Source organism: Mesorhizobium sp. M0019, assembly GCF_040323975.1.
Classification (GTDB): domain Bacteria; phylum Pseudomonadota; class Alphaproteobacteria; order Rhizobiales; family Rhizobiaceae; genus Mesorhizobium.
Genome location: NZ_JAMYVK010000021.1, coordinates 76,061 through 100,494 on the forward strand (window position 1 = coordinate 76,061; position 24,434 = coordinate 100,494).

At 63.8% G+C, this 24,434-nt stretch carries 24 protein-coding genes; 8 read left to right on the forward strand and 16 right to left on the reverse strand.

Annotated features, from left to right (window positions below; translation table 11 throughout):
* The first annotated feature begins 22 nt into the window (after window positions 1–22).
* The 3 genes from NKK47_RS17020 to NKK47_RS17030 all read left to right on the forward strand — a co-directional run bounded on the left by NKK47_RS17020 (window position 23) and on the right by NKK47_RS17030 (window position 2,187).
* Window positions 23–1,423, forward strand: a complete 1,401-nt coding sequence (locus tag NKK47_RS17020; RefSeq protein WP_352577671.1) for a phospholipase D family protein — start codon at window positions 23–25, stop codon at window positions 1,421–1,423.
* A gap of 84 nt (window positions 1,424–1,507) precedes the next feature.
* Window positions 1,508–1,687 (forward strand): hypothetical protein, encoded by a 180-nt coding sequence (locus NKK47_RS17025; protein WP_352577672.1) that lies wholly within the window; start codon window positions 1,508–1,510, stop codon window positions 1,685–1,687.
* 212 nt (window positions 1,688–1,899) lie between these two features.
* A complete protein-coding gene (locus tag NKK47_RS17030; protein WP_352577673.1) occupies window positions 1,900–2,187 on the forward strand; it encodes a hypothetical protein in 288 nt (95 codons plus the stop codon).
* Window positions 2,188–2,234: 47 nt separating this feature from the next.
* On the opposite strand, the gene NKK47_RS17035 is transcribed toward NKK47_RS17030, so the two are convergent.
* From NKK47_RS17035 to NKK47_RS17090, 12 genes are read right to left on the reverse strand one after another with little or no spacing between them, the layout of a single operon-like run.
* On the reverse strand, window positions 2,235–2,489 hold the full coding sequence (locus NKK47_RS17035) for a cytochrome C oxidase subunit IV family protein (RefSeq protein ID WP_023677081.1): 255 nt from the start codon (window positions 2,487–2,489) through the stop codon (window positions 2,235–2,237).
* Window positions 2,486–3,124 (reverse strand): cytochrome c oxidase subunit 3, encoded by a 639-nt coding sequence (locus NKK47_RS17040; protein WP_352577674.1) that lies wholly within the window; start codon window positions 3,122–3,124, stop codon window positions 2,486–2,488. The genes NKK47_RS17035 and NKK47_RS17040 overlap by 4 nt, the downstream gene beginning before the upstream one ends.
* Entirely contained in the window at window positions 3,121–4,758 is a 1,638-nt protein-coding gene (gene ctaD, locus NKK47_RS17045) for a cytochrome c oxidase subunit I (RefSeq protein ID WP_023677083.1), read from the reverse strand. The genes NKK47_RS17040 and ctaD overlap by 4 nt, the downstream gene beginning before the upstream one ends.
* Window positions 4,755–5,726: a cytochrome c oxidase subunit II gene (coxB, locus tag NKK47_RS17050; protein WP_352577675.1), complete on the reverse strand. Its 972-nt coding sequence runs from the start codon at window positions 5,724–5,726 to the stop codon at window positions 4,755–4,757. The genes ctaD and coxB overlap by 4 nt, the downstream gene beginning before the upstream one ends.
* The gene (locus NKK47_RS17055) at window positions 5,723–6,472 is read right to left on the reverse strand and encodes an SCO family protein (protein WP_352577676.1); all 750 of its coding nucleotides are present in this window, start codon (window positions 6,470–6,472) and stop codon (window positions 5,723–5,725) included. The genes coxB and NKK47_RS17055 overlap by 4 nt, the downstream gene beginning before the upstream one ends.
* Window positions 6,469–6,921, reverse strand: coding sequence for a hypothetical protein (locus tag NKK47_RS17060; protein WP_352577677.1), 453 nt, complete (start codon window positions 6,919–6,921; stop codon window positions 6,469–6,471). The genes NKK47_RS17055 and NKK47_RS17060 overlap by 4 nt, the downstream gene beginning before the upstream one ends.
* Window positions 6,914–8,062: a hypothetical protein gene (locus NKK47_RS17065; RefSeq protein ID WP_023677087.1), complete on the reverse strand. Its 1,149-nt coding sequence runs from the start codon at window positions 8,060–8,062 to the stop codon at window positions 6,914–6,916. Before NKK47_RS17065 ends, NKK47_RS17060 begins: the two co-directional genes overlap by 8 nt.
* Window positions 8,059–8,592 carry a c-type cytochrome gene (locus NKK47_RS17070; protein ID WP_023677088.1) on the reverse strand — a complete coding sequence of 178 codons (534 nt, stop codon included), beginning with the start codon at window positions 8,590–8,592 and terminating at the stop codon, window positions 8,059–8,061. Before NKK47_RS17070 ends, NKK47_RS17065 begins: the two co-directional genes overlap by 4 nt.
* Window positions 8,593–8,594: 2 nt before the next feature.
* Window positions 8,595–9,122 carry a DUF3341 domain-containing protein gene (locus tag NKK47_RS17075; protein ID WP_023677089.1) on the reverse strand — a complete coding sequence of 176 codons (528 nt, stop codon included), beginning with the start codon at window positions 9,120–9,122 and terminating at the stop codon, window positions 8,595–8,597.
* Complete coding sequence (nrfD, locus tag NKK47_RS17080) at window positions 9,119–10,486, reverse strand: NrfD/PsrC family molybdoenzyme membrane anchor subunit (RefSeq protein WP_352577678.1); 1,368 nt, start codon at window positions 10,484–10,486, stop codon at window positions 9,119–9,121. Before nrfD ends, NKK47_RS17075 begins: the two co-directional genes overlap by 4 nt.
* A complete protein-coding gene (locus NKK47_RS17085; RefSeq protein ID WP_352577679.1) occupies window positions 10,479–13,466 on the reverse strand; it encodes a TAT-variant-translocated molybdopterin oxidoreductase in 2,988 nt (995 codons plus the stop codon). Before NKK47_RS17085 ends, nrfD begins: the two co-directional genes overlap by 8 nt.
* Window positions 13,450–14,106, reverse strand: a complete 657-nt coding sequence (locus NKK47_RS17090; RefSeq protein ID WP_502905007.1) for a cytochrome c3 family protein — start codon at window positions 14,104–14,106, stop codon at window positions 13,450–13,452. The genes NKK47_RS17085 and NKK47_RS17090 overlap by 17 nt, the downstream gene beginning before the upstream one ends.
* Before the next feature lie 261 nt (window positions 14,107–14,367).
* Between NKK47_RS17090 and NKK47_RS17095 the strand changes: the two genes are divergently transcribed.
* From NKK47_RS17095 to NKK47_RS17110, 4 genes are all read left to right on the forward strand, one after another.
* Window positions 14,368–14,643 carry a hypothetical protein gene (locus tag NKK47_RS17095; protein ID WP_051406139.1) on the forward strand — a complete coding sequence of 92 codons (276 nt, stop codon included), beginning with the start codon at window positions 14,368–14,370 and terminating at the stop codon, window positions 14,641–14,643.
* A 9-nt stretch (window positions 14,644–14,652) separates the two neighbouring features.
* The gene (locus tag NKK47_RS17100; RefSeq protein WP_023677095.1) at window positions 14,653–15,750 is read left to right on the forward strand and encodes an FAD-dependent oxidoreductase; all 1,098 of its coding nucleotides are present in this window, start codon (window positions 14,653–14,655) and stop codon (window positions 15,748–15,750) included.
* Between the two features lie 62 nt (window positions 15,751–15,812).
* Complete coding sequence (locus NKK47_RS17105) at window positions 15,813–16,784, forward strand: SDR family oxidoreductase (RefSeq protein ID WP_023677096.1); 972 nt, start codon at window positions 15,813–15,815, stop codon at window positions 16,782–16,784.
* 4 nt (window positions 16,785–16,788) lie between these two features.
* On the forward strand, window positions 16,789–18,504 hold the full coding sequence (locus tag NKK47_RS17110) for an HAD family hydrolase (RefSeq protein WP_023677097.1): 1,716 nt from the start codon (window positions 16,789–16,791) through the stop codon (window positions 18,502–18,504).
* A 46-nt stretch (window positions 18,505–18,550) separates the two neighbouring features.
* On the opposite strand, the gene NKK47_RS17115 is transcribed toward NKK47_RS17110, so the two are convergent.
* From NKK47_RS17115 to NKK47_RS17125, 3 genes are read right to left on the reverse strand one after another with little or no spacing between them, the layout of a single operon-like run.
* Complete coding sequence (locus NKK47_RS17115) at window positions 18,551–20,830, reverse strand: xanthine dehydrogenase family protein molybdopterin-binding subunit (protein ID WP_352577681.1); 2,280 nt, start codon at window positions 20,828–20,830, stop codon at window positions 18,551–18,553.
* 3 nt (window positions 20,831–20,833) lie between these two features.
* Complete coding sequence (locus NKK47_RS17120; protein ID WP_352577682.1) at window positions 20,834–21,856, reverse strand: FAD binding domain-containing protein; 1,023 nt, start codon at window positions 21,854–21,856, stop codon at window positions 20,834–20,836.
* Between the two features lies 1 nt (window position 21,857).
* Complete coding sequence (locus tag NKK47_RS17125; RefSeq protein ID WP_352577683.1) at window positions 21,858–22,472, reverse strand: (2Fe-2S)-binding protein; 615 nt, start codon at window positions 22,470–22,472, stop codon at window positions 21,858–21,860.
* A gap of 176 nt (window positions 22,473–22,648) precedes the next feature.
* Here NKK47_RS17125 and NKK47_RS17130 point away from each other — a divergent pair, with 176 nt between their 5' ends.
* A complete protein-coding gene (locus NKK47_RS17130; RefSeq protein WP_352577684.1) occupies window positions 22,649–23,092 on the forward strand; it encodes a PPC domain-containing DNA-binding protein in 444 nt (147 codons plus the stop codon).
* A gap of 10 nt (window positions 23,093–23,102) precedes the next feature.
* Here the strand turns inward: NKK47_RS17130 and NKK47_RS17135 are convergent, their stop codons facing one another.
* Entirely contained in the window at window positions 23,103–24,365 is a 1,263-nt protein-coding gene (locus NKK47_RS17135; protein ID WP_352449581.1) for a DUF763 domain-containing protein, read from the reverse strand.
* Between the last annotated feature and the right edge of the window lie 69 nt (window positions 24,366–24,434).

The following is a 24,434-nucleotide window of genomic DNA, read 5'->3' on the forward strand; positions in this document are numbered from 1 at the left end:
CTGATATTTGCCGGTGTATTTCATGGATACGGCCATTTCGCGGGTTGCCCGGGACAAGATCGCGGCCGGCGATAGCGGGCTGCTGCTGATCGCCGACAATTATGATGCATTTGCCGCACGAATCCTTGCCGCGCGCAGTGCCACCAGCAGCCTCGACCTGATGTACTATCTCTGGCACGACGACCATAGCGGCCGGCTGCTGATGCAAGAGGTCGTCAGGGCGGCGGAGCGCGGTGTCCGCGTCCGCATGCTGCTGGATGATATAAATCCGCGCAACAGCGACGCCGCTTACCTGGCGCTCAACAGCTACAAGAACATCGAGCTGAGGCTGTTCAACCCCAGCGGCATGAGGAACGGCAGCATCTTTCGCTCGCTGGAGATGGTCGCCCGGCTGTTTGCGATGACCCGCCGCATGCACAACAAGGCCTGGATCGTCGACGGGAGCCTGGCCATCGTCGGAGGAAGAAATATCGGCGATGCCTATTTCGACGCCGCGGAGACAAATTTCCGTGATCTCGACCTGTTGCTTCTCGGTCCTGCCGTAGGGCAGACGATGCAGATCTTCGAGGCGTTCTGGAATTGCGAGGCGGCAAAGCCGATCCAGCTGCTCAACCCGGCTGCGGTGGGCTCGCGCGCCGATTTCCTCGACAATCTCGATGCGACCGCGGACGGCCAGCTTTTGAACAGCCTCAGTGCCTGGCGCACGATCACGGAGTTCATTGCAGCGCACAGCGACGTCTGCTGGACGAAAGGCGTTCGCGTCATTTCCGATCCGCCGGAAAAGGTGCGCGGCAAGCGGCGCAGGAACTGGCTGACCAAAGAGCTGCTTCCCGCTATCGCGGCGACCAGGCAGCGCCTCGAAATTGTCTCGCCCTATTTCATCCCCGGCCGCACCGGGTTGGCCATCCTGTCGAAGCTGGTGGATCGTGGCGCCGAGGTTGCAATCCTCACCAACTCGCTCGCCGCGACGGACGTCGCCGCCGTGCACGGCGCCTATGCCAAATACCGCCGCAAGCTGCTTAAAAAAGGTGTCCAGCTTTTCGAATTGCAACCCTTCAACCGCCAGGCCAACATCTCCGTTTTCGGCTCAAAGGGAGCCAGCCTCCATACCAAGGCCTTTACGGTCGACGACACGCTGGGGTTTGTCGGTTCCTTCAATTTCGATCCGCGTTCGGTGTCGTTGAATGCGGAAATGGGCGTGCTTTTCCACGATGCCAATCTGGTGATGGAGTTGCGCCGGCTGTTCGAGCACGAAAAGTCACCGCAGACGAGCTATCAGCTGGTCCTGGACAAAGGCGCCGTGCGGTGGCTCGGCATCGCGGATGGCGAGATGCGGCAATGTTCGCGTGAACCGGAGGCCAGTCTCTATCGGCGTATCGTTGCAGCGTTGGTTGGCTGCCTGCCGATCGAATCGCAATTATAGAAGCGACGGATTTGTCGGAACGCAACTCTTTGTCGGAACGGAAATGCGGGACCACGAGTTGTAACCGTTGTCCGGAGCATGCCGATGAAGACCACGATATACAGTTTTCTTGCCGAGCTCTTGCCGTTCTGGATGGCGCAACGCAAAATGCGCGCCGACCGCGCCGCTGAGCGGCCGACACGACCGGCTGCTGCCGATGACGATGGTCGGCCGACAAGCGATCCGAATCGAGCAACACCGGCGCGTCGGCGCAACACGTCTTAGGGCGGGATGCTTTCAAATTAGATCCCGCTCCAACTGTCTGGTTAGACGCAATTCCGCGACGCCAAGTGATTCCATTTGGCTGCAGAAGCTCCAGTTCCTAAGCGATCACGCTATCGTCAAGTATCGCTACCCGAAATCCGGCGTTGCCAAGCATCCATTTTGCAACACGTACGTTAATGTGCACTACAGGGTTGCCGCTATAGGTGAGCGCCATGAGCGACAGTGCGATAGAATTCTTGCAGGACTGGATCCACGAAAACGTTCATGTGCCGCCGCCTCCGATCAAGCTTGAAAGGGAGGCGGAAATCCTCGCCAGGGAATGCAAGGAAGAGGCGGCCGACGCCGGCGTACCCATCGAAGACATCGAGGAAGAGGTTGGCGACCTCAAGGATCTGCTCGTCGCCAAGCTCGAAGACGCAGCCGAGGACGAGGCCAGGCAACTCAACGGCCATGGCCAAAAGATTTCTACGTCGGCGGCCGAGCAAATGCCGGCCCTGTAAGGCCGGTCCGAGCGCAGGCAAGGCATCACGAGGTGCGCCGCTTCGGCCTATTGTCCGATCAGCGTCAGCCCGAACAGGATCATCAGCCAAAACCCGGCAGCAGCGACCGCAAGACGCGGCAGGACGCCGTCGCTGGCCAGATGCATGAACAGGATGGCGATGACGGCGGTCTTGGCCGCGGCGATCACCAGATTGAGTGCCGAATTGAAGCCGCCGAGCGCGAGGAAGGACGAGCCGACGGTCAGGGCCAGCAAGGCTAAAAGCCCTATATAAGCAAGCGTGAGTTTGCGGAACTCGCTCATCTGTTGATCAGATAGAGGACGGGGAACAGGAAGACCCAGACGATATCGACGAAATGCCAATAGAGGCCGATTGCCTGCACGCGCCGGAACCGGCTGGCCTCGATCGTGCGTGGCCACAGCGCGAGGATGCCGCCGATGACGATTACGCCGCAAATCAGATGCAAGGCGTGCAGTGACGTCATCGCGAAATAGAGGCCGAAGAAGAATTCGGCATGAACAGTATCCGGGCCCTTATAGATGAAAGGTGCGCCGAGCACCGGCGCCAGCCCTTCGCTGAATTCCCTGGCGTACTCCGTCGCCTTGATCGCCAGGAAGACGACGCCGAGCAGCGCCGTCGCAGCCAATGCCCAGCCAGCGGCGCGCCATCGCCGCGCGGCCGTGTACATATGGGCGAGCGCCATAGCGAAACTGCTGGTGATCAGGACGACGGTGTTGGCCGTGCCCAACGGCAGCGACAGATGCTTCGCCGCGCCGGCGAAGGCGTCGCCATAACTCAACCGGGCAAACATGAAGACGAGCAGGATGGCGCCGAACAGCATCACCTCGGAGCCGATGAACACCCACATGGCGAAGCTGTCGGCTGCCGTTTCGCGAGCCGGCCGGTCGAAGGCGATGCTTGTCGTTGGTGACTTCAAACCAGATCCTCCACCGGGTCCGACCGTTTCTCGGTCAGGCCTTTCATCGGATAGTCGTAGGCTGGTCTGGTGACGGTCGGCATGCGATCGAAATTATGCGCTGGCGGCGGCGAGCTTGTTTGCCATTCCAACCCGGTCGCTCGCCACGGATTGGCCGGCGCCTGCGCGCCTCGAAACAGCGACCATGCCAAGTAGAGGAGCGGCATCAGATAGCCAATCGCCAGCACCACGGCGCCAGCCGACGACAGGATGTGCCAGAAAGCGAATTCCGGCGGATAGGTATGGTAGCGCCGCGGCATGCCCAGAAAGCCGAGCACATATTGCGGAAAAAAGGTCAGGTTGAAGCCGATGAAGGTCACAGCCGCGGCTATACGGCCCCAAACCTCCGAATACATTCGGCCGGTGAGTTTCGGCCACCAGAAATGCAGCCCTGCCATGTAGGCGGTCACCATGCCGCCTACCATGATGTAGTGGAAATGGGCGACGACGAAATAGGTGTCGTGAACGTGGACGTCGATGGCGAGCGCGGCAAGGAAAAGGCCGGCCAGCCCGCCGAAGGTGAACAATGCCAGGAAGAACAGCGCATAAAGCATCGGCGTCTCGAAGCTGATTTCGCCCTTGCGCAGCGTCAGGCTCCAGTTGAAGACCTTTATCGCCGATGGGATCGCGACGCAGAAGGACAGGAACGAAAACACCACGCCGGCATAGGCCGACTGCCCGCTGACGAACATGTGGTGGCCCCAGACGAGAAAGCCGAAGACGGCGATCGCCATCGAAGCCAGGGCGACGGCCTTGTAGCCGAACAGCGGCCGGCGGCTAAAGCAAGGCAGCACTTCCGAGACCACTCCCATGCCTGGCAGGATCATGATGTAGACGGCGGGGTGCGAGTAGAACCAGAACAGATGCTGGAACAGCAGCGGATCGCCGCCGAGGTCGGGATTGAAGATGCCGATGCCGAAGACGCGCTCCAGCACGATGAGGATCAGCGATGCTGCAAGCACCGGCGTCGCCAGCACCATCACCAGGCTGGTGGCGTACAGCGTCCAGACGAAGATCGGCAGCCGGAACCAGGTGAGGCCAGGCGCTCGCAAGGTGTGGACGGTGACGATGAAATTGATGCCGGTCATGATCGTCGAAAAGCCGACGATGAAAACGCCGAATGCCGCGGTCGAGACAAACCCGTTGGCATAGAGCGTCGACAGCGGCGTGTAGAAGGTCCAGCCGGTGTCGACGCCGCCCAAAACCACCGAGGCGAGCGCGAACAGGCTGCCGAACATGAAGACGTACCAGCTTGCCAGGTTGAGCCGGGGAAAGGCGAGGTCGCGCGCGCCGATCATCAGCGGCAGCAGGAAATTGCCGAGCGTTGCCGGGATCGACGGCACCAGGAAGAACCACACCATGATGATGCCGTGCAGCGAAAACAGCCGGTTGTAGACATCGTCGGAGACCAGGTCGCCGGCCGGCGTCGCAAGCTCGATGCGCATCAGCACGGCAAAGGTTCCGCCGAGGAAGAAGAAGGCCGTCAGCGAGACGAAATAGAGCCACGCCACCCGTTTGTGGTCTGTTGTCAGCAGCCAGGAGCGCGGCCCGGCACCTTCTGCGAGATAGCTTGCCGACGCCAAATCGCTGCTCATTGCGGCGCCTCGTTTTTTGCCGCCGGGAACGAGGGAGATTGGAGCGATAGGGATTTGAGATAAGCCATCAGCATCTGCAGTTCGGCTTCGTCAACGAGACCGTCGAAGCTCGGCATCACCGGCTGGTAGCCGGCGGCGATTTCCTTGTTCGGGACAAGGATCGAATCGCGCAGATAGCGTTCGTCGGCGATGACCGTCTGCCGGTTGGCCAACGCCACCGGCTGGCGGAAAACCCCATCGAGGCCGGGCGCCCGCACTTTGCTGGAATTGCCGTGACAGCCGGAGCAGCCGAGCGCGCGGAACAGTTTCCCGCCGCTCGTGGCAAGGCTTTCGCCTTCACCTTGACTGCCGAGCCATGATGCATATTGCTCCGGCGCCAGCACCGTCACCCAGCCGCCCATCTCGGAATGCTGCGTGCCGCAATATTCGGCGCAGAACAGGTGATAACGCCCCGGCTGCGTGGCGATGAACCAAACATTGGCCGTGCGTCCGGGAACGGCATCCTGCTTGACCCGAAAGGCTGGCACGTAGAAGGAGTGGATGACGTCCTGTGATGCCAGCGACACCACCACCGCCTTGCCGACCGGCACGTGCAGCTCGTTGATCTCGCGCTGGCCGCCGGGATGGCGGAATTCCCACATCCATTGCTTGCCGAGGCCGGCGATCTCGACGGCGTCCGGTGGCGGACGGTCGCGCCGGACAAAAAGGACTGCGCCCCAGCCGAAGAAGATGAAGGCCATCACCAGGCTGGCAATGGTCCACGCCATCTCCAGCGGCAGGCTGCGGGCACGCGCCCCGGTACGGTCGGCTGCGGAGCCGATACGATATTTGACGGCGTAGCCGACAACGAGAACGGTCAGGAACAGGCCGAGCGCGACTGCGAAAGCCAGCAATGTGTAGAACAAGGCATCGACGCTGCCTGCGATGGACGAGGCTTCCTGCGGGAAAAACCGGATGCCGAAGCTCACGCCCGCCTCCCGCGCGCCAGCAGTATGGCCGTCGCCAACCCCACCACCATCACGATGCTGGCGAGCTTCAACGCAGCCCAGATCGCCGGCGTATATCGCCCCTTGGACGCATCGAAGCCGGCGCAGAGCAGGAAGACATGATCGGCGATCGAGCCGAGCCTGCCGGAAGATGCCTCGACAAGGGCAAGCTCAAGATCGCGCGGCGTGAAGCTCAGCGCCGGCAGCACCTGCGCTATCCGGCCTTTTGGCGTCAGCGCGATGACCGCGATCGGATGGGCGAATTGGTCGATCCGGGCGCGGGTGTCGAAACTGATGCCGGCTTCCGCGGCAAGGGCGCCGCCGGCGCCGTCGGCACTGGTCAGGAACCGCCACGCCGACAGGTTCCTCGCGTCGGCCGCCGCGGCGACCGTGGCTTGCGCATCGCCCGCATCTTCGGGCGTGTCGGCGGCATCGATCGAGACGAACAAAGCGCGATAGGTGTCGGGGTCGAGCGAGGTCTTTTTCAAATCCGAGGCGACCGCCTGTTGGGTCACACCACAAAGGTTCGGGCATTTGTCGTAGCCGAAAATCAGCAGCGCCGGCCGGCCGGCAAGCATTTGGCCGATCGTGCGCTGCTCGCCGGACGCATCGCGAAACACCCGGTTGAGGCTGAGCTGCGCGCCGATCTCGGGATCGAAGGCCGGGCGTGCGAAGGCCATGGCCGGCAGTGCCGCGAGAAGGGAAAAAGCGGTTAGCCAGGCCTTCACGGCCGGCCTCCCTGGGCTGGCGCGGTCCGGCAGCGAGCGGCCTGTGGCGCGCGTGGTATCTCGGCCTCGACCAATCGGCAGTCGGCGCCGGCGGCCGGCGCCGGCTGCCCCCAGTTCGGCAAACCATGGCTGACGATCGCCCACATGGCGTCCTCGATCGGAATGCGGGCAATGCCGGCGGTGCGGTCGACCCAGCCGACCTTGTTCAGCTCCTGCTCCTCCGCCTTGCGGAAGGCAGCGAGGTCGTCTTCTGGAAAGCGCTGCAAGGCTGGACTGGCCCGGTTGCCGACCGATGATGGCCCCGGCAGCGGCCCGAACGGCCTGGTGTCGAAGACGAGCCCGAGGACGATGACTGTTGCGGCCAGGAGCAGCAGCAGGCCGGCCGCGAAGGCAAGCAGCGCGCCCGGCCAGACGTCGCGCGTTTCGGGATGGCGGGCTGCCCTAGCCATGGACCGGCCTCCGGCACCAGAGGGCGATCCGGTCCGGCCGGCCAAGCACGAAAAGCAGCAGCGCAAGCCAGAGGCCGCCAGCTCCTGCCAGCGCGGCAAGATCGTACCAGAATGCGATCACATTGCCGTCCGCCAACGGCGGTCTGATCCGCCAAAGGACATCGACGTAGTGGCCAGCCAGCACGATGCCGCAGATCGACAGCAGGCCGGCATGGCTGCGCTTCAGATCCCGGCTGAGCAGCCCGGCAAAGGGGACCGCGAATTGCAGCGCAATCAGCAGCCAGAGCAGATACTGCCAGCCATTGCTGCTGCGGATGAGGTACCAACGGATCTCGTTTGGCAGGTCGCCGCCCCAGGTCACCAGCCATTGCATGAACGACAGGTAGGTCCACAGCAGCACGAAGCCGAACAGCATGTTGGCCAAATCCTCGCTGAGCGCGACATCCTCCTCGCCGCCCGCCATGACCTCGATCGAGCGGTTAACACACAGTACCGTCATCGCCAGGGCGTAAGCGCCGACGACTTCGGCCGACGCTTCCAGCAACGCATAGATGGTCGAGGAGAACTCCGGCTCCAGCGAGAGCATCCAGTCGATGGCAAAAATCGTCACAGCCAGCCCATGCGCAATCAATCCAGCGGCATAGGCCTTGCCGCGGCCGGCGCTGCCACGACCGCTATCGGTCGTTGTCCAGTCAAGCACGCGCCACGCCAGCACCAGCCAGATCGCGGCGCAGGCGGCAAAGCGCAGCAAAAAGAACGGAACGTTCAGATAAGAGAATTTCTGGCGCACCGTCTCGGGCAATGCAGCCGCGTCGGCACTCGCCCAGGGAAAGACCAGGTCGAGCCTGAGCAGAACCGGCAGCAGCAGAAGCAGCGCCAGCGGCAGCGTCGCGACGAGAGCGCGCAGCGGCTGGCGGATTGCCTCGCCCCAGCGGCCGCCGGTCAGCCCATGCACCATCAGGATGGTCAGCGCGCCGAGCGGCAGGCCGAGCAGGAAGAGCGCCGCAGGCAGCCAGCCGGCCAACATGGCTCTGAAGTCGAAGGCCAATCCCGTGGCGCAAAGCACAAGTCCGACGGCGACCACGGCAAGCGCCGGCAAAATCAAACGTTCGGTGGCAAGCCGCATCATCGCCCGCATCATCGATCCGGCTCCGCATTGAGCTCGGCACGGAGGCTTTCCGGCAGCTCGGCAATTGGTGCATCGCGCGAATATTGCAGGGCGCGGATATAGGCGACGATCGCCCAGCGGTCGGCAGGCGGGACACGCGCCGCGTAGGAATACATGGCGCCATAGCCGTTGCTGATGACGTCGTAGAAATGCCTGTCGCTCGCCTTGCGCAACGCGTGCTGGTGATAGGTCGGCGGCGCCGGAAAGCCCCGCTCGACGATCATGCCGTGGCCGTCGCCGGCGCGGCCGTGGCAAGGCGAACAGAAGATGTCGAAGCGTTGCTGGCCTCGCCGCAGCAGCATCATCGTGACCGGATAGGGAAAAGTGTCGGGTACCGGCGAAAGATCGGCATCGCGTGCGACCGTGTCCTCGACCGGCGCCCGCGCCGACATGCCGTCGGCGAACTGGTTGCTGCTTTCGAGCGGATCGTAGCGCGGCTGGTCCTCCATGTCCTGCCGGCAGCCGGCGACCAGCAAGGCTGCCGACAGCAGGATCGTGCGCATGTTCACGCCTCCACCTCCTCGACGGTTTCGGCGCCGAGCCGTGTCAGCTGGCCCTTGGTCACGCCCTTGCGGAACTTCGGATCGGCGGCCTCGACGAGCAGATAGAACTTGCCGCCGCGCGCATAGGTGAAGCTCGTGGCGTTGAAGACCGGGTGGTAATATTCGGGCAGGCGATTGGCGGCCAGCATGCCGAAGAATGCGGCCAGCGCAGCGCCAAGTATCGCGGCCTCGAAGGCGATGACGAGAAAGGCCGGCCAGGAATGCAGCGGCCGGCCGCCGACATTGAGCGGAAAATCGATCTCGACCGAATAGAGGATCAGGCCATAGACAAACACCGCGCCGACGATGGCGCCGCCAAGGATGGTCCATGGCAAGCGCGTCTTGCGCATGCCGAGCATGTCGGCCAGCCCATGCACATGGAACGGCGAGAACGCGTCCATGCGCCGGTAGCCGCGCGCCCGCATGGTGCGGACCGCCTCGGTCAGCGCTTCGGGATCGGCGAAAGCCGCAATGACGCCGTAAAGGCTCATCTTGCGCCGCCCCTCTCCCCGGCCAGCTCCTCGACCTCGAAAATGGTGATGGCCGGCAGGACGCGGATGAACAGGAAGACCAATGCGAAGAAGGTGCCGATCGAGCCGAACAGGATGCCGAAGTCGAGCCATCTCAGTGATTGTTCGCCCCAGGACGACGGCAGGTAATCGCGGCTTGGCCCGGTGACGACGATGACGTAGCGCTCGATCCACATGCCGACATTGATGATCAGGGCAATGGCGAACAGCACTGGCATGTTGAGGCGCACCCGCCGGAACCAGAGCAATTGCAAAACAGCGCCGTTGCAGGCGAGCATGGTCCAGAACAGCGGCGCATAGGGTCCGAAGGCGCGCTGCCACATCATCGTGCGCTCATAGGTTTCGCCCGAATACCAGGCGAAGAAAGCCTCGGAGGCATAGCCGTAGATGACGATCATGCCGGCGGCGATCATCAGCTTGGCGGCATCGTCCATGTGCCGCAGCGTGATCAGATCCTGGACCGAAAACGCCCAGCGCAGCGGGATGGCGATGGTAAGCACCATGGCGAAGCCGGACAGCAGCGCGCCGGCAACGAAATAGGGAGGAAAGATAGTCGAATGGAAGCCCGGCGTGATGGCGAAGGTGAAGTCGAGCGAGACGATCGAATGCACCGAGACGACCAGCGGCGTGGCCAGTGCCGCCATCAGGAAATAGACCGTCTGGTAGCGCGCCCAATGAAAGGCCGAACCGCGCCAGCCGAGCGCCAGTATCCCGTAGAACAGCTGCGCCGGGCGCGATTTCGCCCGGTCGCGCAGGACGGCGAGATCGGGCAGCAGGCCCATATACCAGAACATCAGCGAAACGCTGGCATAGGTGGCGATCGCCGCGAAATCCCAGACCAGTGGGCTGCGCCATTGCGGCCAATGCATATGCGTGTTGGGTAGCGGCAGCAGCCAGTAGAAGAACCACGGGCGGCCGAGATGCAGGATCGGGAAAAGCCCCGCCATTGCCACGGCAAACAGCGTCATCGCCTCGGCAAAGCGGTTGATCGAGGCGCGCCATGGTTGGCGCAGAAGCAGAAGCACCGCCGAGATCAGCGTGCCGGCATGGCCGATGCCAATCCACCAGACGAAATTGCCAATCATCGTGCCCCAGACAACCGGAATGTTGACGCCATAGGCGCCAACGCCGACCGAGATCAGATAGGTAATCGAATAGAGAAAGATGAGGACGAAGACGAAGCAGGCGAAAAACGCGGTCCAGAAATAGCGCGGCAGCCTGCCGTCGAGGACGATCGCACTGATACGGCCGCTGATCTCCGGAAGGTCGTGCCGGCCGCGCAGAACGGGCAGTGCGCCCGGTTTTCCAGCAATAGCCTCAGCCATCGGCTTTCCCGCCTGGCGAGAGACGGCCGTTGATATTCCTGATCTTGCCGAGATAGGTGGTGCGGGGTCGCGTGTTGAGGTCCTCGAGCAAGGCGTAGTGTTGCGGCGCTGCTTTTTCCTGCACGACAGCGGCGCCCTTGCTGTTGAGGTCCCCGAAAACGATCGCCTGTGTCGGGCAGGCCTGCTGACAGGCGGTCACCACTTCGCCGTCGGCGATGTGGCGGTTTTCGATCGGCGCCTTGATGCGTTTTTCGGAAATGCGCTGGACGCAGTAGGTGCATTTTTCCATCACACCGCGCGAACGGACGCTGACGTCTGGATTGTGCGCGGCCTGTTCCGGTCCGGCCGCATCCTTGTCGAATTCCTGGAAGTCCAGGAAGTTGAAGCGCCGCACCTTGTAGGGGCAGTTCTGCGAGCAGTAGCGCGTGCCGATGCAGCGGTTGTAGACCTGCGCGTTCAGCCCGTCATGGGTGTGGGTGGTGGCGTTGACCGGACAGACGACCTCGCACGGCGCCTTCTCGCAATGCATGCAAGGCACCGGCTGGAAAAAGACGTCGGGATCGTCGAGCGGGCCGGAGTAGTAGCGGTCGATCCGCAGCCAATGCATCTCATGGCCGAGTGCCGACTCGTCCGGCCCGACGGTGGCGATGTTGTTTTCCGCCTGGCAGGCAGAAACGCAAGCCATGCAGCCGATGCATGCCGACTGGTCGATCGACATGCCCCAGGCTTCCTGGCTGTATTGCCAGTCGGGATAGAGCGATCCGGTTGGCGCGGGCCGGGCGCCGTCGCGCACGAAGTGTGGATTTTTGCGGAAGGCCTCGAGCGAGGCATGGCGAACGATCGCCCTGCCCTCCATCGCCTGATGGTGTTGCGTGGTGATGACCCGCGCACTGCCGTCCCGCGGCGCGACCGTGGCGCCATAGACGATCCAGGGAGCCTCGAGGCTTCGCAGCCTGTACGCGTCGTGGCCGTCGGCGAGTGCTGCCACCGAACCGAGCTTCCGGCCGAAGCCCAGAGCAAGTGTCACGGTCTCGTCGGGATGGCCAGGCATGATCCAGACCGGCGCATCGATGTCCGTGCCGTTCGAGGCGATATTGACGACCCGGGCGTTTTCCACCTGAAGCCGCCCCGCCGTCGCTGGCGATATCAGCGCTGCATTGCCCCAGACGATCTTGCTCAGTGGCCGCGGCAATTCCTGCAGCCAGGACGAGTTGGCATTGCGTCCGTCGCGCAGCCAGGGATCGGCGACGAAACGGATTTCGACGCCTTTGGCCGCTTCGACGCGCGGGTTCAGGCCGCGCAAATCCGCCGGCATCGCAACATCGACTGGAGTGCTGGCACTTCCGGATACAAAGCCGTCGCGAAGCGCCTTTCGCCACGCGGGATCGTCCAGTGCTTGCGCCCAAGTCGTTTGTGCCCATGTCCGGCGGACGAGCGGCAGCGCAGAAACAGCGAATTCACCGCCAAGCACGGCCAGGATTTCATGCACCGCCCGCCCCTGGTAAAGCGGCCTGATCAGCGGCTGCACGATCGACGCGGTTCCGTCATGGGCGCGCAGGTCACTCCAGCTTTCGAGATCATGCGCAGCAGGGACATGCCAGTGTGCGGCGAAGGCGGTTTCGTCGCGGTAGAGACCCCAGTGGACAAGAAGCTTCAGCTGCGAAAACACGTCGCGGACATCGAACGCCGCAGGTGCGGTGTGGAGAGGATTGGCGCCGAGTATGACAACGGTGTCGATATCTCGCGCGGCGATCGCCTGGCAAAGTGCAGCGAGGTCGCCCTCGATGGGCATCGCGTCGGGCGGCTCGATCAGTTCCACGGTGTTGCCAAGCGCACCAAGCCGCGCATTCATGGCAAGAGCCGCGGCATGGACGAACGGTGTTTGATGGACGCCCGGCACGATCAGCGCCGAGCGGCCGGCCGCCTTCAGATCGTCCGCAGTGGCAGCCAGCCAGGCCGGGTCCAGTGCCAAGGCGCTTGGCGCCGCTTCGCCGCCAAGCACCGCGCTCAGCGCCGCGGCGACGGCTTCGACCTCGCTCGGCCGCACCGGCCTGCGGTGATCGGCGGCAGCGCCGGTGATCGTCGGCGTCGATTCCACCGCATAGACCCGGCTCATCGTATCGTCCGCCCGGCGCACGCGACGCCGCGCGGCAAAGTCACGGGCGTAAGCGAGACGGCCGGGGCCCTCGCCCAGGAAATCCGCGTCGAGACTGACAATCGCGTCGGCGCGATCGAACCGGTAGACCGGTGCAAGCGCCCTGCCGAAAAGGGTCTGCGTGGCTTCGGCGCCGGACGGCGTTGCCAGGGGATCGTGCTGGAACAGCCTCAGCCTGGGGTAGCGCGCGCGCAGCGCCTCGAGCTGCGCCTTCATGGTGGGCGAGGTCGTCGCCTCGATCAGCAGCGCCGCGCCGGCACCGCCTGAGCCGGCCAGCCGCGAGGTGAGCTCGGCCATGTCGGCAAGGAAGTCGCCATAGGCCGCCGGTTCGCCGTGTTTCAGCGGCATGCGCGAGCGATCGGGGTCGAAAAGCGACAGCACCGCCGCCTGCATGATGGCGTCCGTCGCACCGCGCGAGGCCGGATGGTCGGGATTGCCTTCCACCTTGGTCGGCCGGCCCTCATGGCTTTCGACCACCGCACCGATACCGTAGCCATCGCTCGAAAGCGTGGTCGCGTAATAAAGCGGCTTGCCGGGAACGATGTTTTCCGGCTGGCGGATATAAGGCAGGATGTCTTCGGCCCGGCTGCAGGCGGCAAGCCCGGCCAGCGTCAGCGATGCACCCATCAGCTTCAGCAGCGTGCGCCGGTCGAGCCGCGGGATGCGCTCGGCGATCGAGGGAAATTCGGCATCGACGAAGCGGCGGAATTCCGGCGTATCGGCGAGCTCGTCGAGGCTTCGCCACAGCTCCGGGCCGGGCGAAAGCCGTTCGCGCAGGCCGGCCATGTCTGGAGCCGCGATCGGTTTGTCAGCGGTGGCAGACATAACAGTCGGTCATGGTCTCGGGGTGGATATCGAGAAGGCTGATGAGTGACCGGCGGATTTCGGCGATGCCGGCCGGTGGCTTCCAGTGCATCAGGAACACGTCCTCCGGCGGACGCAAATTAGGCTCGGGATCGCGATGGCATGCCAGGCACCATTCCATCGATAGTGCGTGCGCCCCCCGCATCAGCGGCATGTCGTCGACCTCGCCATGGCACGTCTCGCAGGCGACGCCTTTAGCGATATGGATCGAATGATTGAAATAGACGAAGTCGGGGATACTGTTCACCCGCTGCCACTGCAATGGCTGCCCGGAAGCAAGGCTTGCCCGTATCGGCGCCAGCATGTCCACGTTGGTGAACAGCTGCGAATGGCAGGTCATGCACACCTCGGTCGCCGGCAGACCCGCCGATGACGAAGTCTCGGCGCCGCTATGGCAATAACGGCAATCGAGGCCGAGCTCGCCGACATGGTGCCTGTGGCTGAACGGCACTGGTTGCGCCAACGGCCGGCCAACGCCGGTGACGAAGTCCGAACGCAAGACGGCGGTACCGCCGAGAGCCGCAAAGATCGCCATGAAACACGCGCCCCACAGAGCGAAGCGTGAAATGCCGTTGGCACTCCTTGAAAAGACCTGCGGCATCCACTCGCCGATTTCGCATCCAGCAAACCGTATTCACCCCCCAAAGTGCCTAACTAAGGCTGCGTGGGTAAGTTCCGGCTGGAGCAGCGGAGATCACAGAATGGTTACCCCGCCCTGGCCCATCAGGTCGGGGTGACCGGAAACCATCGAACCCTCCATACGTTCGGATGAGGTCACGTTCTGTTTCACCCGGATAAGCATCATGACCATCCCCCACCCCATCCCATTCGCCGCCGGTCCGGCGTTGCCTTCTGGTGGACGATGTTCGTCGGCGCGCTGCTGACGATCCTCGGCCTGCCGATCGGAGGGGGCGGTGCCTGGCTGATCGCGCTGGGCGGATCCTGGTACTATCTGCCCGCCGGGATCGCCCTGCTGGCCGCCGGCAGCCTGCTGCTTGCCGGCAATGCCGCCGGTGTATGGCTTTATGTCCTGACCTGGCTGGCGACACTTGCACCCGGCGGACACCATTTCATGGAGACCAGGATCGGCGACGACGTCATTGCCGACGTCATTGCCTACGCATTGCCTAAAAGCTGACGCCAGACGATGACGGCTTCGCGGGACGCTTCCATCCTGATCGTCGGCGCCGGCCCGACCGGGCTGACGGCGGCAGTCGAACTGGCAAGGCGCGGCATTGCACCTCGCATCATCGACCGCAAGGAAGGCCCGACGCCGCTCGCCAAGGCGGTCGGCATCAGTTCGCACAGCCTCGACATCCTTGAACCGTCCAAAGTCGCTGCCCGATTGCTCGCCGAAGGATTGAAAATTCGCCGAGCCCGTTTCTACTTCGAAGGACGAGCGCTCGGCGAGATCGATTTCTCGATCCTGCCGCACCGCCATAATTTTCTGCTGTCGCTGCCGCAGCGCGACACCGAATCGCTGATGACCGATACGCTCAAGGGATTTGGCATCGACGTCGAATGGCGAAGCACATTTGTCGGCATGGCCGAGCACAAAGGTCGGGCCGAGGTGCGGATCGAGGCGCCAGACGGCCGTGACGAGGCAAGTTTCGACCTTATCTTCGGAGCCGACGGTGCGCAAAGCACGGTGCGTGATGCCATGAGCATCGGCTTCGATGGCTACACGCATCGGCGGCAATGGAGCATTGCCGACGCCGACATCGACGATTGGCCCTATGAGCCGATGGCCGCCCACGCATTTCTTCACAGGAACGGCGACGTCGGTTTCATCATCCCGATCGGCGAGAAGCGCTATCGCGCGGTCTCCAACACCGAGGATGCGCTGGCCCGCATCCCCGGCAATTACCGGATCACGCGGTTGTTGGGGACCGACCGCTTCCATATTCCGGTACGACAGGCGCCGCGTTATCAAACCGCATGCGTCTTCCTGGGAGGCGATGCCGCGCATGTGAATTCGCCGTTGGGCGCGCGCGGCATGAATCTCGGCATCGAGGACGCCGCGTCATTCGCCAGGCGTTTCGTCGACGGCACGCTTGCCGGCTACACAAGCGAACGCCACCCGGTGGGGCAACGGTGGATCACGCTCAGCGAGCGCATCCTCTCGCTGGCCCAATCGGACAACGGCATCATGCAAGGCGTCAGGAACGCGGCCTTCAGCGTCGTCGGCCATCTGCCGCTGCTGCAACGGCCGCTGCTGGAGCGTGTCGCCGGGCTCAAGGAATGACGTGGTCGCATCAACCTTTTCGCTGGACATGCGTTGTTGGGTTTCAAGCCAGGGAGATGACCATGCAGATAAAATCGGAAATCGCCGGCGAGGCCGCCAAGCAGCGGCATATCCAGCGCCGTATCGACGAGAAGGACAAGTCCAAATCCAATGGCAAGCAAAAAGGCGCCATGCAGGCCGGCGCCCGCAAATATCCGGAGCCGCCCTTCCCCGAGCAGCACCAGCCGAAGCCGGGCCATGAATGGGCGATCGAGCCGGCGCCGCTTTACGATGCGCCATTTTATATCGGATCGAAAAAGCTCGACGGCAAAGTGGCCGTCATTACCGGCGGCGATTCAGGCATCGGCCGTGCGGTGGCCGTGCTCTATGCGCGTGAAGGCGCCGATGTGGCGATCGTCTATCTCTCGGAGGATAGGGACGCCAAAGATACCAAAAGGGCCGTCGAAGCGGAAGGCCGGCGCTGCATCCTGATCAAGGCCGACGTCAGCGAACGCAACCACTGCCACAACGCGGTGGCTGAGATCGTGCAGGAGTTTGGGCGGATCGACGTGCTGGTCAACAACGCCGCTTTCCAGATCCACTCCAGCGATTTCAGCGAGCTGACCGAGGAGCATTTCGACACGACGCTGAAGACCAACCTCTACGGCTATTTCCACATGGCGCAGGAGGCCGTGCCGCACATGAAACCCGGTTCGGCGATCATCAATACCGGTTCAGTGACCGGCATCGAGGGCTCGAAGCAACTGGTCGATTACTCCATGACCAAGGGCGGCATTCATGCCTTCACCCGCGCGCTCTCAGGCAACCTTGTCGACAAGGGCATAAGGGTCAACGCCGTGGCGCCAGGCCCGGTTTGGACGCCGCTCAACCCCTCGGACAAGGAAGCCGGCGATGTTTCGAAATTTGGCGCCGATACGCCGATGAAACGGCCGGCCCAGCCGGAGGAGATCGCGCCGGCCTACGTGTTCCTCGCCTCGCCACACTGCTCGAGCTACATCACCGGCGAGATATTGCCGATCGTGGGCGGCTACTGACGGCATGTATTTCATTGCCCTGGCCACTGACTATGACGGCACGCTGGCGCATGAAGGGGTCGTTGCCGAGAAGACGCTTGCGGCGCTTGAACGCTTCAAGAAGAGCGGCCGCAAACTCATTCTCGTCACCGGGCGCGAGCTGCCCGACCTGAAACGCGTCTTTCCCGAAGTCGCGATCTTCGACAAGGTGGTCGCGGAAAACGGGGCGCTGATCTACACGCCGGCCAGCGAGGAGGAGCGGACGATATCCCCGCCGCCCGCCCCCGAGTTCATCGCCAAACTCAGGAAACGCGGTGTCAAACCGCTTTCGGTCGGACGCTCGATCGTCGCAACCTGGGAACCGCATCAGGCTACCGCGCTCGAGGTCATCAAGAAATTGGGGCTGGAGCTGGAAATCATCTTCAACAAGGGCGCGGTGATGATCCTGCCCAGTGGCATCAACAAGGCGACCGGGCTGACAGCCGCGCTTCAGGACCTCAGATTGTCGCCGCACAACGTCGTCGGTGTCGGCGACGCCGAAAACGACCACGCCTTCCTGCGCGCCTGCGGCTTCAGCGTGGCCGTCGACAACGCACTGCCGGCAGTCAAGGATACGGCGGATCTCGTGACACGCGGCGCGCGCGGAAAAGGCGTCGAGGAACTGATCGCCAAGGTGGTCGAGCGCGATCGCGAGCTTGTGCCGAACCGCGACGGCATTCTGCTTGGCTCGGAGGATGGCAAGGAGGTGTATCTGTCGCCAACCGATACGGTGCTGATCGCCGGCAGCTCCGGCATCGGCAAATCGACCCTGGCGACTGCACTGACGGAGCGCTTCGTCGAGAGAAAGTTCCAGTTCTGCATCTTCGATCCGGAAGGCGACTATGACGGTCTCGAAGGCGCCGTCCGGCTGGGCGACGGCTCGAACGCGCCGACGAAGACGCAGTTGCTCGATCTCCTGGAGAAGCCGGACAACAATCTGGTCGTCAATGGCCTGGCGCTGCGCGTTAACGAGCGGCCGGACTTCTTTGCCGACCTGCTGCCGGGCCTTGGCGGTGTTCGCTTCCGCACGGCACGACCACACTGGCTGATCATCGACGAGGCGCATCACCTCTTGCCGAAGCGGCGCGACGACACGCCAATGGTGCTGGCCATGGAATTGCCGGGCACGATCCTGATCACGGTTCATCCGGACGCGATCTCAACCGAGGCATTGCGGCTGGTCACCGCCGTCATCGCACTCGGCCCCAAGGCGAAAAAGGTCATCAAGACGTTCTGTCACGAGACCGGCACCGAACCGCCAAAGGACAAGGACCTGAACTCTCCAAAAGACGAGCGCGTGCTGTTCTGGCGGCCGCAGGCGCGCAAGAAACCTGCCATGGTCGAGCCGATCGAACCGCGACAGTCGCTCAAGCGGCACAGCCGCAAATATGCCGAGGGCCAGCTGGACGAGAAGGGCAGCTTCTATTTCCGCGGCCCCGACAATGCGATGAACCTCCGCGCCCATAATCTGATGATTTTCGCCCAGATCGCCGAGGGCATCGACGACAGGACCTGGGAACATCATTTGCGCGCCGGCGACTATTCCGAATGGTTTCGCCACCAGATCAGGGACAAGGAACTGGCGCGCGAAACCGCCGAAGCGGAGAAAGACGGCACACTTTCGGCGCAGGAGAGCCGCAAGCACGTCCTGGACGCGGTGCGCCGCCGCTATACCGCGCCCGCGACCGCGCCGAAGGAATAGATGCAAACGGCGCCCAGCCGGTCCCAAGCCGGCTGGGTTGGAGAGATCAGACGATCAGATGATCGATCCTGACCGGCAGGTCGCGGATGCGCTTGCCGGTGGCGTGATAGACCGCGCTCGCGACCGCGGCTGCTGTCCCGACATTGCCGAGTTCGCCCAGTCCTTTGACGCCGGCCGGGTTCACCTCGTGATCGATCTCCGGCACGAGGATCACCTCGAGTTGCTTCACATCGGCGTTGACCGGCACCAGATAGTCCTGCAGGTCGCGATTGACGTAGCGCGCGTAACGCTTGTCGATTTCCGTCGCTTCGTGCAAGGCCTGGCCGATGCCCCAGATCATGCCGCCCATCAGCTGGCTGCGCGCGGTGCGCGTGTTCATGATGCGCCCGGCGGCAAAGGCGCCGACGATGCGTGGCACGCGGATCTCGCACGTATAGTTGTTGATGCGCACTTCGACGAATTCCGCGCCAAAGGCGTATTTCACCGAATCTTTGTCCTGGTCGCCGCCATGGAATTCCGACTGCCCGGCATAGAGCTTCTTCAGGGCCTCAGGTGACGACCCCTTTGGCGCGAACTCGGCATATTCCTCGATCGCGCCGATCTGCATCATCTTGAAGACGTCCGACAGCTTGGCCGACTTGCCGTTGTCCGCGACGATTTTCTCTTTCTCCATTTCGAGCTTGGCGTTGCCGGACCCGGCCAGCGGCCCGTCCTCGGCGACGGCCGCGGCGAAGAGCTTTGCGCGGACGGCATCGCAGGCTTTCAGCACCGCCGAGCAGACGCTTGCCGTCGAAATCGACCCGCCGGACACCGGCGCCGGCGGCAGGGCGCTGTCGCCCATTTCGACGCTGACCTTGTCAATTTCTATCCCGAGCCGTTCGGCTGCCATCTGGCCCGCCACGGTGCGCACGCCGGTGCCGATCTCATGCGAGCCGCATTGGACGCGAACCTCGCCGTCGGTGGTCAGGCGGACACGGGCGGCGCATGGCGCCGCCGCCGTCGGATAGATGGCCGTGGCGCAGCCCATGCCGACCAGCCAGTCGCCGTCACGCATCGAGCCGACCGCGGCCTCGCGCTTCGACCAGCCGAAGGCCTTGGCGGCCTGGTCGTAGCATTTCAGCAGCGAGCGGCTGGAGAACGGCTTGCCGCCGATCGGCTCCTTTTGCGGCTCGTTGATGCGGCGGAACTCGATCGGGTCCATGCCGAGCGCCACCGCCATCTCATCCATGGCATTTTCCAGCGCATAGACATAGGGCGTCTCGGGCGGCGAGCGCATGTAGCCAGGCGTGTTGCGGTCGGCATGGACCAGCGAGACCTGCGTCAGCACCGAGCCGTAATTGTACATGCGGCCGGTGGCGGAGGTGCCGCCGACGACATAGGGATCGGGCCGCGAGGTCACTTCCCAGCCTTCGTGCGCAAAGGCGGTGATCCGGCCGTCCTTGTTGGCGCCGATGCGGATGCGGTGTCGGGTCTCCGCCCTGTAGGTCTGCGTGCCGTACGCCTGCATGCGGCTGACGACGCAGCGCACCGGCCGGCCGATCCGGCGGGCTGCCTCCGCCACTATCGCCGTGCGGGCCGTCATCGGCCCCTTGGAGCCGAAGGCGCCGCCGACATAGGGACTGACGATCCGCACATTGGCCGGGTCGATCTTCAACTGCCGGGCGAGCTCGGCCTTCCAGCCGGTGACGTTCTGGCTCGGCTCGTAGACCGTGAGTTGGTCGCCCTGCCAGACCGCCGTCGTCGAGAACAGCTCGATCGGATTGTGGTGCTGGGTCGGCGTCGAATATTTCTCGTCAATCTTCACGGCGGCTGCGGCATAGGCGGCGTCGAAGTCGCCGGCTTTGACGTCCTCCTTGAGCATCGGGCTCTTGCCGGCAGCCGGTTCCATTTCCGTTCCATTGGAATCGAAGCCGGCGCTGGGCGTCTCTTCGGCATAATCGGCGCGGATCAGGGCTGCTGCTTCCTCGGCCGCCTCGAATGTTTCGGCTACCACCAGCGCGATGATCTGGCCGTCGTGAAAAATGGTCTTGTCATGCAGCGGAGCGATCGAACTTGCGCCGGTGTTGCCGAATTTCGGCCTGTCGATGCCATCCATGTCGCCGACGCTGACGATATCGAGAACGCCGGGCACCTTACGCGCCCTTTCGAGCCGGATGGCGGTGATGCTGCCCTTGGCGATGTTGCTGGTGGCGAGCGCGCCATAGGCGGTATTGGCGGTTGGAAGGTCGGCCGAATAGCCGGCCTGTCCGGTGACCTTCAGGCGGGCATCGATCCGGGGAACGGGATTTCCCATGTTCTCTTTCGGCGCGGGAGCAGCTTGGTTCATCGGTCAGACCTTCATATCGCGCGTTTCGAGCAGTGCCCGCACAAGCGTGCGCTTGCCGAGCGGTATCTTGAACGCATTGTGTTGGCGCGGTTTCGCCTCGGCGAACGCGGCTTCGGCGGCAGCTTCGGCCGCATCGTCGTCGAGTACCTTGCCGCTCAGCGCTGCTTCGGCCGCCCTGGCCCGCCATGGCACGGTCGCCACGCCGCCAAGCGCGATGCGCGCTTGGCTGACCGTGTCGCCGTCCATGTCCAGAGCCACGGCCGCCGAGGCCAGCGCGAACGCGTAGGATTCGCGATCACGGATTTTCAGGTAGCGCGAGCGGCGGCTCCAGGCGCCGAGGGGCACCTCGATTGCCGTGATCACCTCGTCGGGGGCGAGATCGGTCTCGAAATTGGGCGTATCTCCCGGCAGGCGATGCAACTTCGAAAACGCTATCTTGCGCATACCGCGCCTTGCCTCGACCTCGACCGTCGCGCCGAGCGCGATCAGCGCCTGAGCGAAGTCGCCGTGATAGGTGGCGATGCAGGCGTCGCTGCTGCCGAGGACCGCGTGTTGCCGGTTGAAGCCTTCCATGGCCGCGCAGCCGGAGCCCGGCTCGCGCTTGTTGCACGGCCAGGAGGTCTCGCGAAAATACTCGCACCGCGTCCGTTGCAGCACATTGCCGGCCAGGCTCGCCATGTTGCGGATCTGACCGCTAGCGGCGAATTTCAGGCTTTCGGCAAGGACCGGGCAACGGCGCTTGATCTCGCCTGTGTCTGCTGCCTCGCCCATGCGGACCAGCGCGCCGAAACGGATACTGTCCTCGCCGACCTCGATCTGCCGCAGGGCTCGATCACCGAGACCGTTGAGATCGACCAGCCGCTCGGGCTGTGCCACGCCAAGCTTCATGTAGTCGGCCAGATTGGTGCCGCCGGCGATGAATTGCGTATCGGCCTCGGTCGGCGGAACACTCTCGGCGGAGAAACGGGAAGCAATGGCGGCCGCCGCGGACACGCTGGCCGGTCTCTCGTAAACGAAGGGGCGCATCTCAGGCTTTCCTTGTTTCGTCCCGGGCCTGCACGACGGCCGCGACAATGTTGGGGTAGGCAGCACAGCGGCACAGATTGCCGCTCATATATTCGCGGATGTCGTCCTCGGAGCCGGCATGGCCTTCGTTGATGCAACCGATGGCGGACATGATCTGGCCGGGCGTGCAGTACCCGCATTGGAAGGCGTCATTGTCGATGAAAGCCTGCTGCATCGGATGCAAATTGCCGTCGGCGGAGGCGAGCCCTTCGACGGTGGTGATCTCGTGGCCCTGGTTCATGACGGCGAAGCTCAGGCACGACAGCACCCGCTTGCCGTCGACGAGAACGGTGCAGGCCCCGCACTGGCCGTGATCGCAGCCTTTCTTGGTGCCGGTCAGGCCGACGTGGTCGCGCAGCGCGTCGAGCAGGCTGGTGCGATTGTCGAGGGCGAGATTGTAAGGCTGCTTGTTGATGCGCAGTGAGATCGCCGACAGATCGCGCGGCTCGGCCGAAGCGGCAGCTTGCGGCGCGGCGGCTTTTACCGACGTGGCCATGAGCGGCCCTGCCGCAGCCGCCGAAACGGATCCGGTCATGAAACTGCGTCGGCTCAGGCTGGCAAGGTTGGTTTCGGACATGGCTGGCTCCCGGCTGGCTGGGTCTCAAGCCGGCCGAACCAGTCATGGATAGCAAGGTTCCCCTGCCTCACGCGTCTGTGATCCTATGTTCATCCGAACCGTGCCGAGGAACTCTCGAGCCGGCTTGCCGTTCAAGCTGATCGGGCAGAAACCGACTTGGCGTCTGGAGCGAAATCATGAAATCACAGCTTGTTGCCGAAAGCGCCGGACAGAGAACGTTCGTCGTTGTGCTTGATCCCGGCGACGAGGCGTTTGCGCAGCTGACCGCGTTTGCGGTCGACCACGGCGTTGGCAGTGCGTCGCTGACCGCGCTCGGTGCTTTCGAAACGGCGACTGTCGGCTGGTTCGACCCCGGGGAAAAGACCTATCGGAAAATCCCCGTCCGGGAACAGTGCGAAGTGCTGAGCGCGATCGGCGATGTTGCTATCGGCGACGACGGCAAGCCCAGCCTGCACGTCCACGCAGTCCTTGGATTGAGTGACGGCACCACGAGGGGCGGTCATCTGCTGGACGGCATCGTGCGGCCGACGCTCGAGGTCACATTGGTGGAGACGCCTGGCCATCTTCGCCGCAGGCACCGTCCCGAACTCGGCGTCGCCCTGATCGACTTGGAGGCTTGATCCGAGCCGATCACTTCGTTGATTTGACTGCGGCCGTTTCGGGTACGACCTCCCAACCGAAGACGCTGCGGCCGCCGAGCAGATGCGATTGCTCGAACTCCCCGGCGACGATTTCCTTCAGGCTTGGGCCGGTGACATAGCGCTCGACCTGCCTCGACTGGTCGTCCAGCCGCCGCAACGCGCCGATCTCTTCGTCACGGCCGAGCCTGGCCTTCTGGACAGCCGACTTCAGCACGCCGATCGTCTCGTCGTAGACCTTCAGCGGCACTGGAAACGGGTGCCTGTCCTTGCCGCCATGCGCCAGCGAGAAACGGCCTGGATCGGAAAAACGGCACGGCGCGCCATGCACGACTTCGGCGACCAGCGCCAGCGCCCGCACCGTGCGCGCGCCGACATTGGGCACCAGGAGAAGCCCGGCGAAATCTGTCGGGCCGCGCTCGGCCGCCGCCGCGATATTGCCGTGCAGGCGGCGCATGACGACGTCGCTTTCGCGCACATCGTGGTGCGCCGGCATCACCAGATGCGGCAGCAGCTTTTGTGCCGGCTCCGGCGCTGGCGCCGAACCCCGCTCCAAAGCGGCAAGCTCCCTCACGATGCGATCCGGTCCAAGGTCGTGCAGAAGGTCCAGTTGTCCCTGGCGCGACGCTTCAGCGCGCCGGTCGGTCAGGTTGACGATCTCGCCCTGGTTGGCGCCCTCGATGGCAGCATGCGGCTGGTCGACAAAGCTCTTCAGGCCTTCGGACAGCCAGTGATAGCGGCGCGCCACCTTGCTGTCGCCGTTCATGCCCTGCTGCACCACCACCCACTTGCCGTCGTCGGTGACGATAAAGCCGTGCAGATAGAGATCGAAACCGTCCTGGACCGCGGCGCTGTCCACCTTGGCGACAAGCCGGCTGGCAGTCGCGAGGCCTTGCCCGTCGAGGCCGACACGCTCGCCGATCAGGGCAAGCTCGTGCGGGGTCTTGCGCGAATGCGCGCCGCGGCCGCCGCAAACGTGGATGCCGAGTTCGCCGGAAAGCGGCGACAGACCGCGCTTCAACGCTCCGACGACGCTGGTGGTGATGCCGGAAGAGTGCCAGTCCATCCCCATCACGGCGCCAAAGGACTGGAACCAGAACGGATGCGCCAGCCGGCGCAGCAATTCATCGCGGCCGTAATGGTGGATGATCGCCTCGCACATGACCGCGCCAAGCCGCGTCATGCGGTCGCCGAGCCATTTCGGTACGCGCCCGCCGTGAAGTGGGAGATCAGCACTTCCCGATCGCTGTGCCACGGTCTTTTGCTTGCTCCTTGAGTCCTGCCTCCACAGATAGGTATCGAAAGCGCCGCGAAGAAGCGATGG

Bases quoted from the DNA above. Each gene is read 5' to 3' on its own strand.
- NKK47_RS17030 (WP_352577673.1), top strand. From the start codon at position 1,900: ATGAGCGACAGTGCGATAGAATTCTTGCAGGACTGGATCCACGAAAAC.
- NKK47_RS17065 (WP_023677087.1), bottom strand. From the start codon at position 8,062: ATGATGCGGGCGATGATGCGGCTTGCCACCGAACGTTTGATTTTGCCG.
- NKK47_RS17110 (WP_023677097.1), top strand. From the start codon at position 16,789: ATGTATTTCATTGCCCTGGCCACTGACTATGACGGCACGCTGGCGCAT.
- NKK47_RS17025 (WP_352577672.1), top strand. From the start codon at position 1,508: ATGAAGACCACGATATACAGTTTTCTTGCCGAGCTCTTGCCGTTCTGG.
- ctaD (WP_023677083.1), bottom strand. From the start codon at position 4,758: ATGAGCAGCGATTTGGCGTCGGCAAGCTATCTCGCAGAAGGTGCCGGG.
- NKK47_RS17095 (WP_051406139.1), top strand. From the start codon at position 14,368: ATGTTCGTCGGCGCGCTGCTGACGATCCTCGGCCTGCCGATCGGAGGG.
- NKK47_RS17035 (WP_023677081.1), bottom strand. From the start codon at position 2,489: ATGAGCGAGTTCCGCAAACTCACGCTTGCTTATATAGGGCTTTTAGCC.
- NKK47_RS17105 (WP_023677096.1), top strand. From the start codon at position 15,813: ATGCAGATAAAATCGGAAATCGCCGGCGAGGCCGCCAAGCAGCGGCAT.
- NKK47_RS17120 (WP_352577682.1), bottom strand. From the start codon at position 21,856: ATGCGCCCCTTCGTTTACGAGAGACCGGCCAGCGTGTCCGCGGCGGCC.
- nrfD (WP_352577678.1), bottom strand. From the start codon at position 10,486: ATGGCTGAGGCTATTGCTGGAAAACCGGGCGCACTGCCCGTTCTGCGC.
- NKK47_RS17115 (WP_352577681.1), bottom strand. From the start codon at position 20,830: ATGAACCAAGCTGCTCCCGCGCCGAAAGAGAACATGGGAAATCCCGTT.
- NKK47_RS17125 (WP_352577683.1), bottom strand. From the start codon at position 22,472: ATGTCCGAAACCAACCTTGCCAGCCTGAGCCGACGCAGTTTCATGACC.
- NKK47_RS17075 (WP_023677089.1), bottom strand. From the start codon at position 9,122: ATGAGCCTTTACGGCGTCATTGCGGCTTTCGCCGATCCCGAAGCGCTG.
- NKK47_RS17090 (WP_502905007.1), bottom strand. From the start codon at position 14,106: ATGCCGCAGGTCTTTTCAAGGAGTGCCAACGGCATTTCACGCTTCGCT.
- NKK47_RS17130 (WP_352577684.1), top strand. From the start codon at position 22,649: ATGAAATCACAGCTTGTTGCCGAAAGCGCCGGACAGAGAACGTTCGTC.
- NKK47_RS17060 (WP_352577677.1), bottom strand. From the start codon at position 6,921: ATGGCTAGGGCAGCCCGCCATCCCGAAACGCGCGACGTCTGGCCGGGC.
- NKK47_RS17100 (WP_023677095.1), top strand. From the start codon at position 14,653: ATGACGGCTTCGCGGGACGCTTCCATCCTGATCGTCGGCGCCGGCCCG.
- NKK47_RS17085 (WP_352577679.1), bottom strand. From the start codon at position 13,466: ATGTCTGCCACCGCTGACAAACCGATCGCGGCTCCAGACATGGCCGGC.
- NKK47_RS17020 (WP_352577671.1), top strand. From the start codon at position 23: ATGGATACGGCCATTTCGCGGGTTGCCCGGGACAAGATCGCGGCCGGC.
- NKK47_RS17070 (WP_023677088.1), bottom strand. From the start codon at position 8,592: ATGCGCACGATCCTGCTGTCGGCAGCCTTGCTGGTCGCCGGCTGCCGG.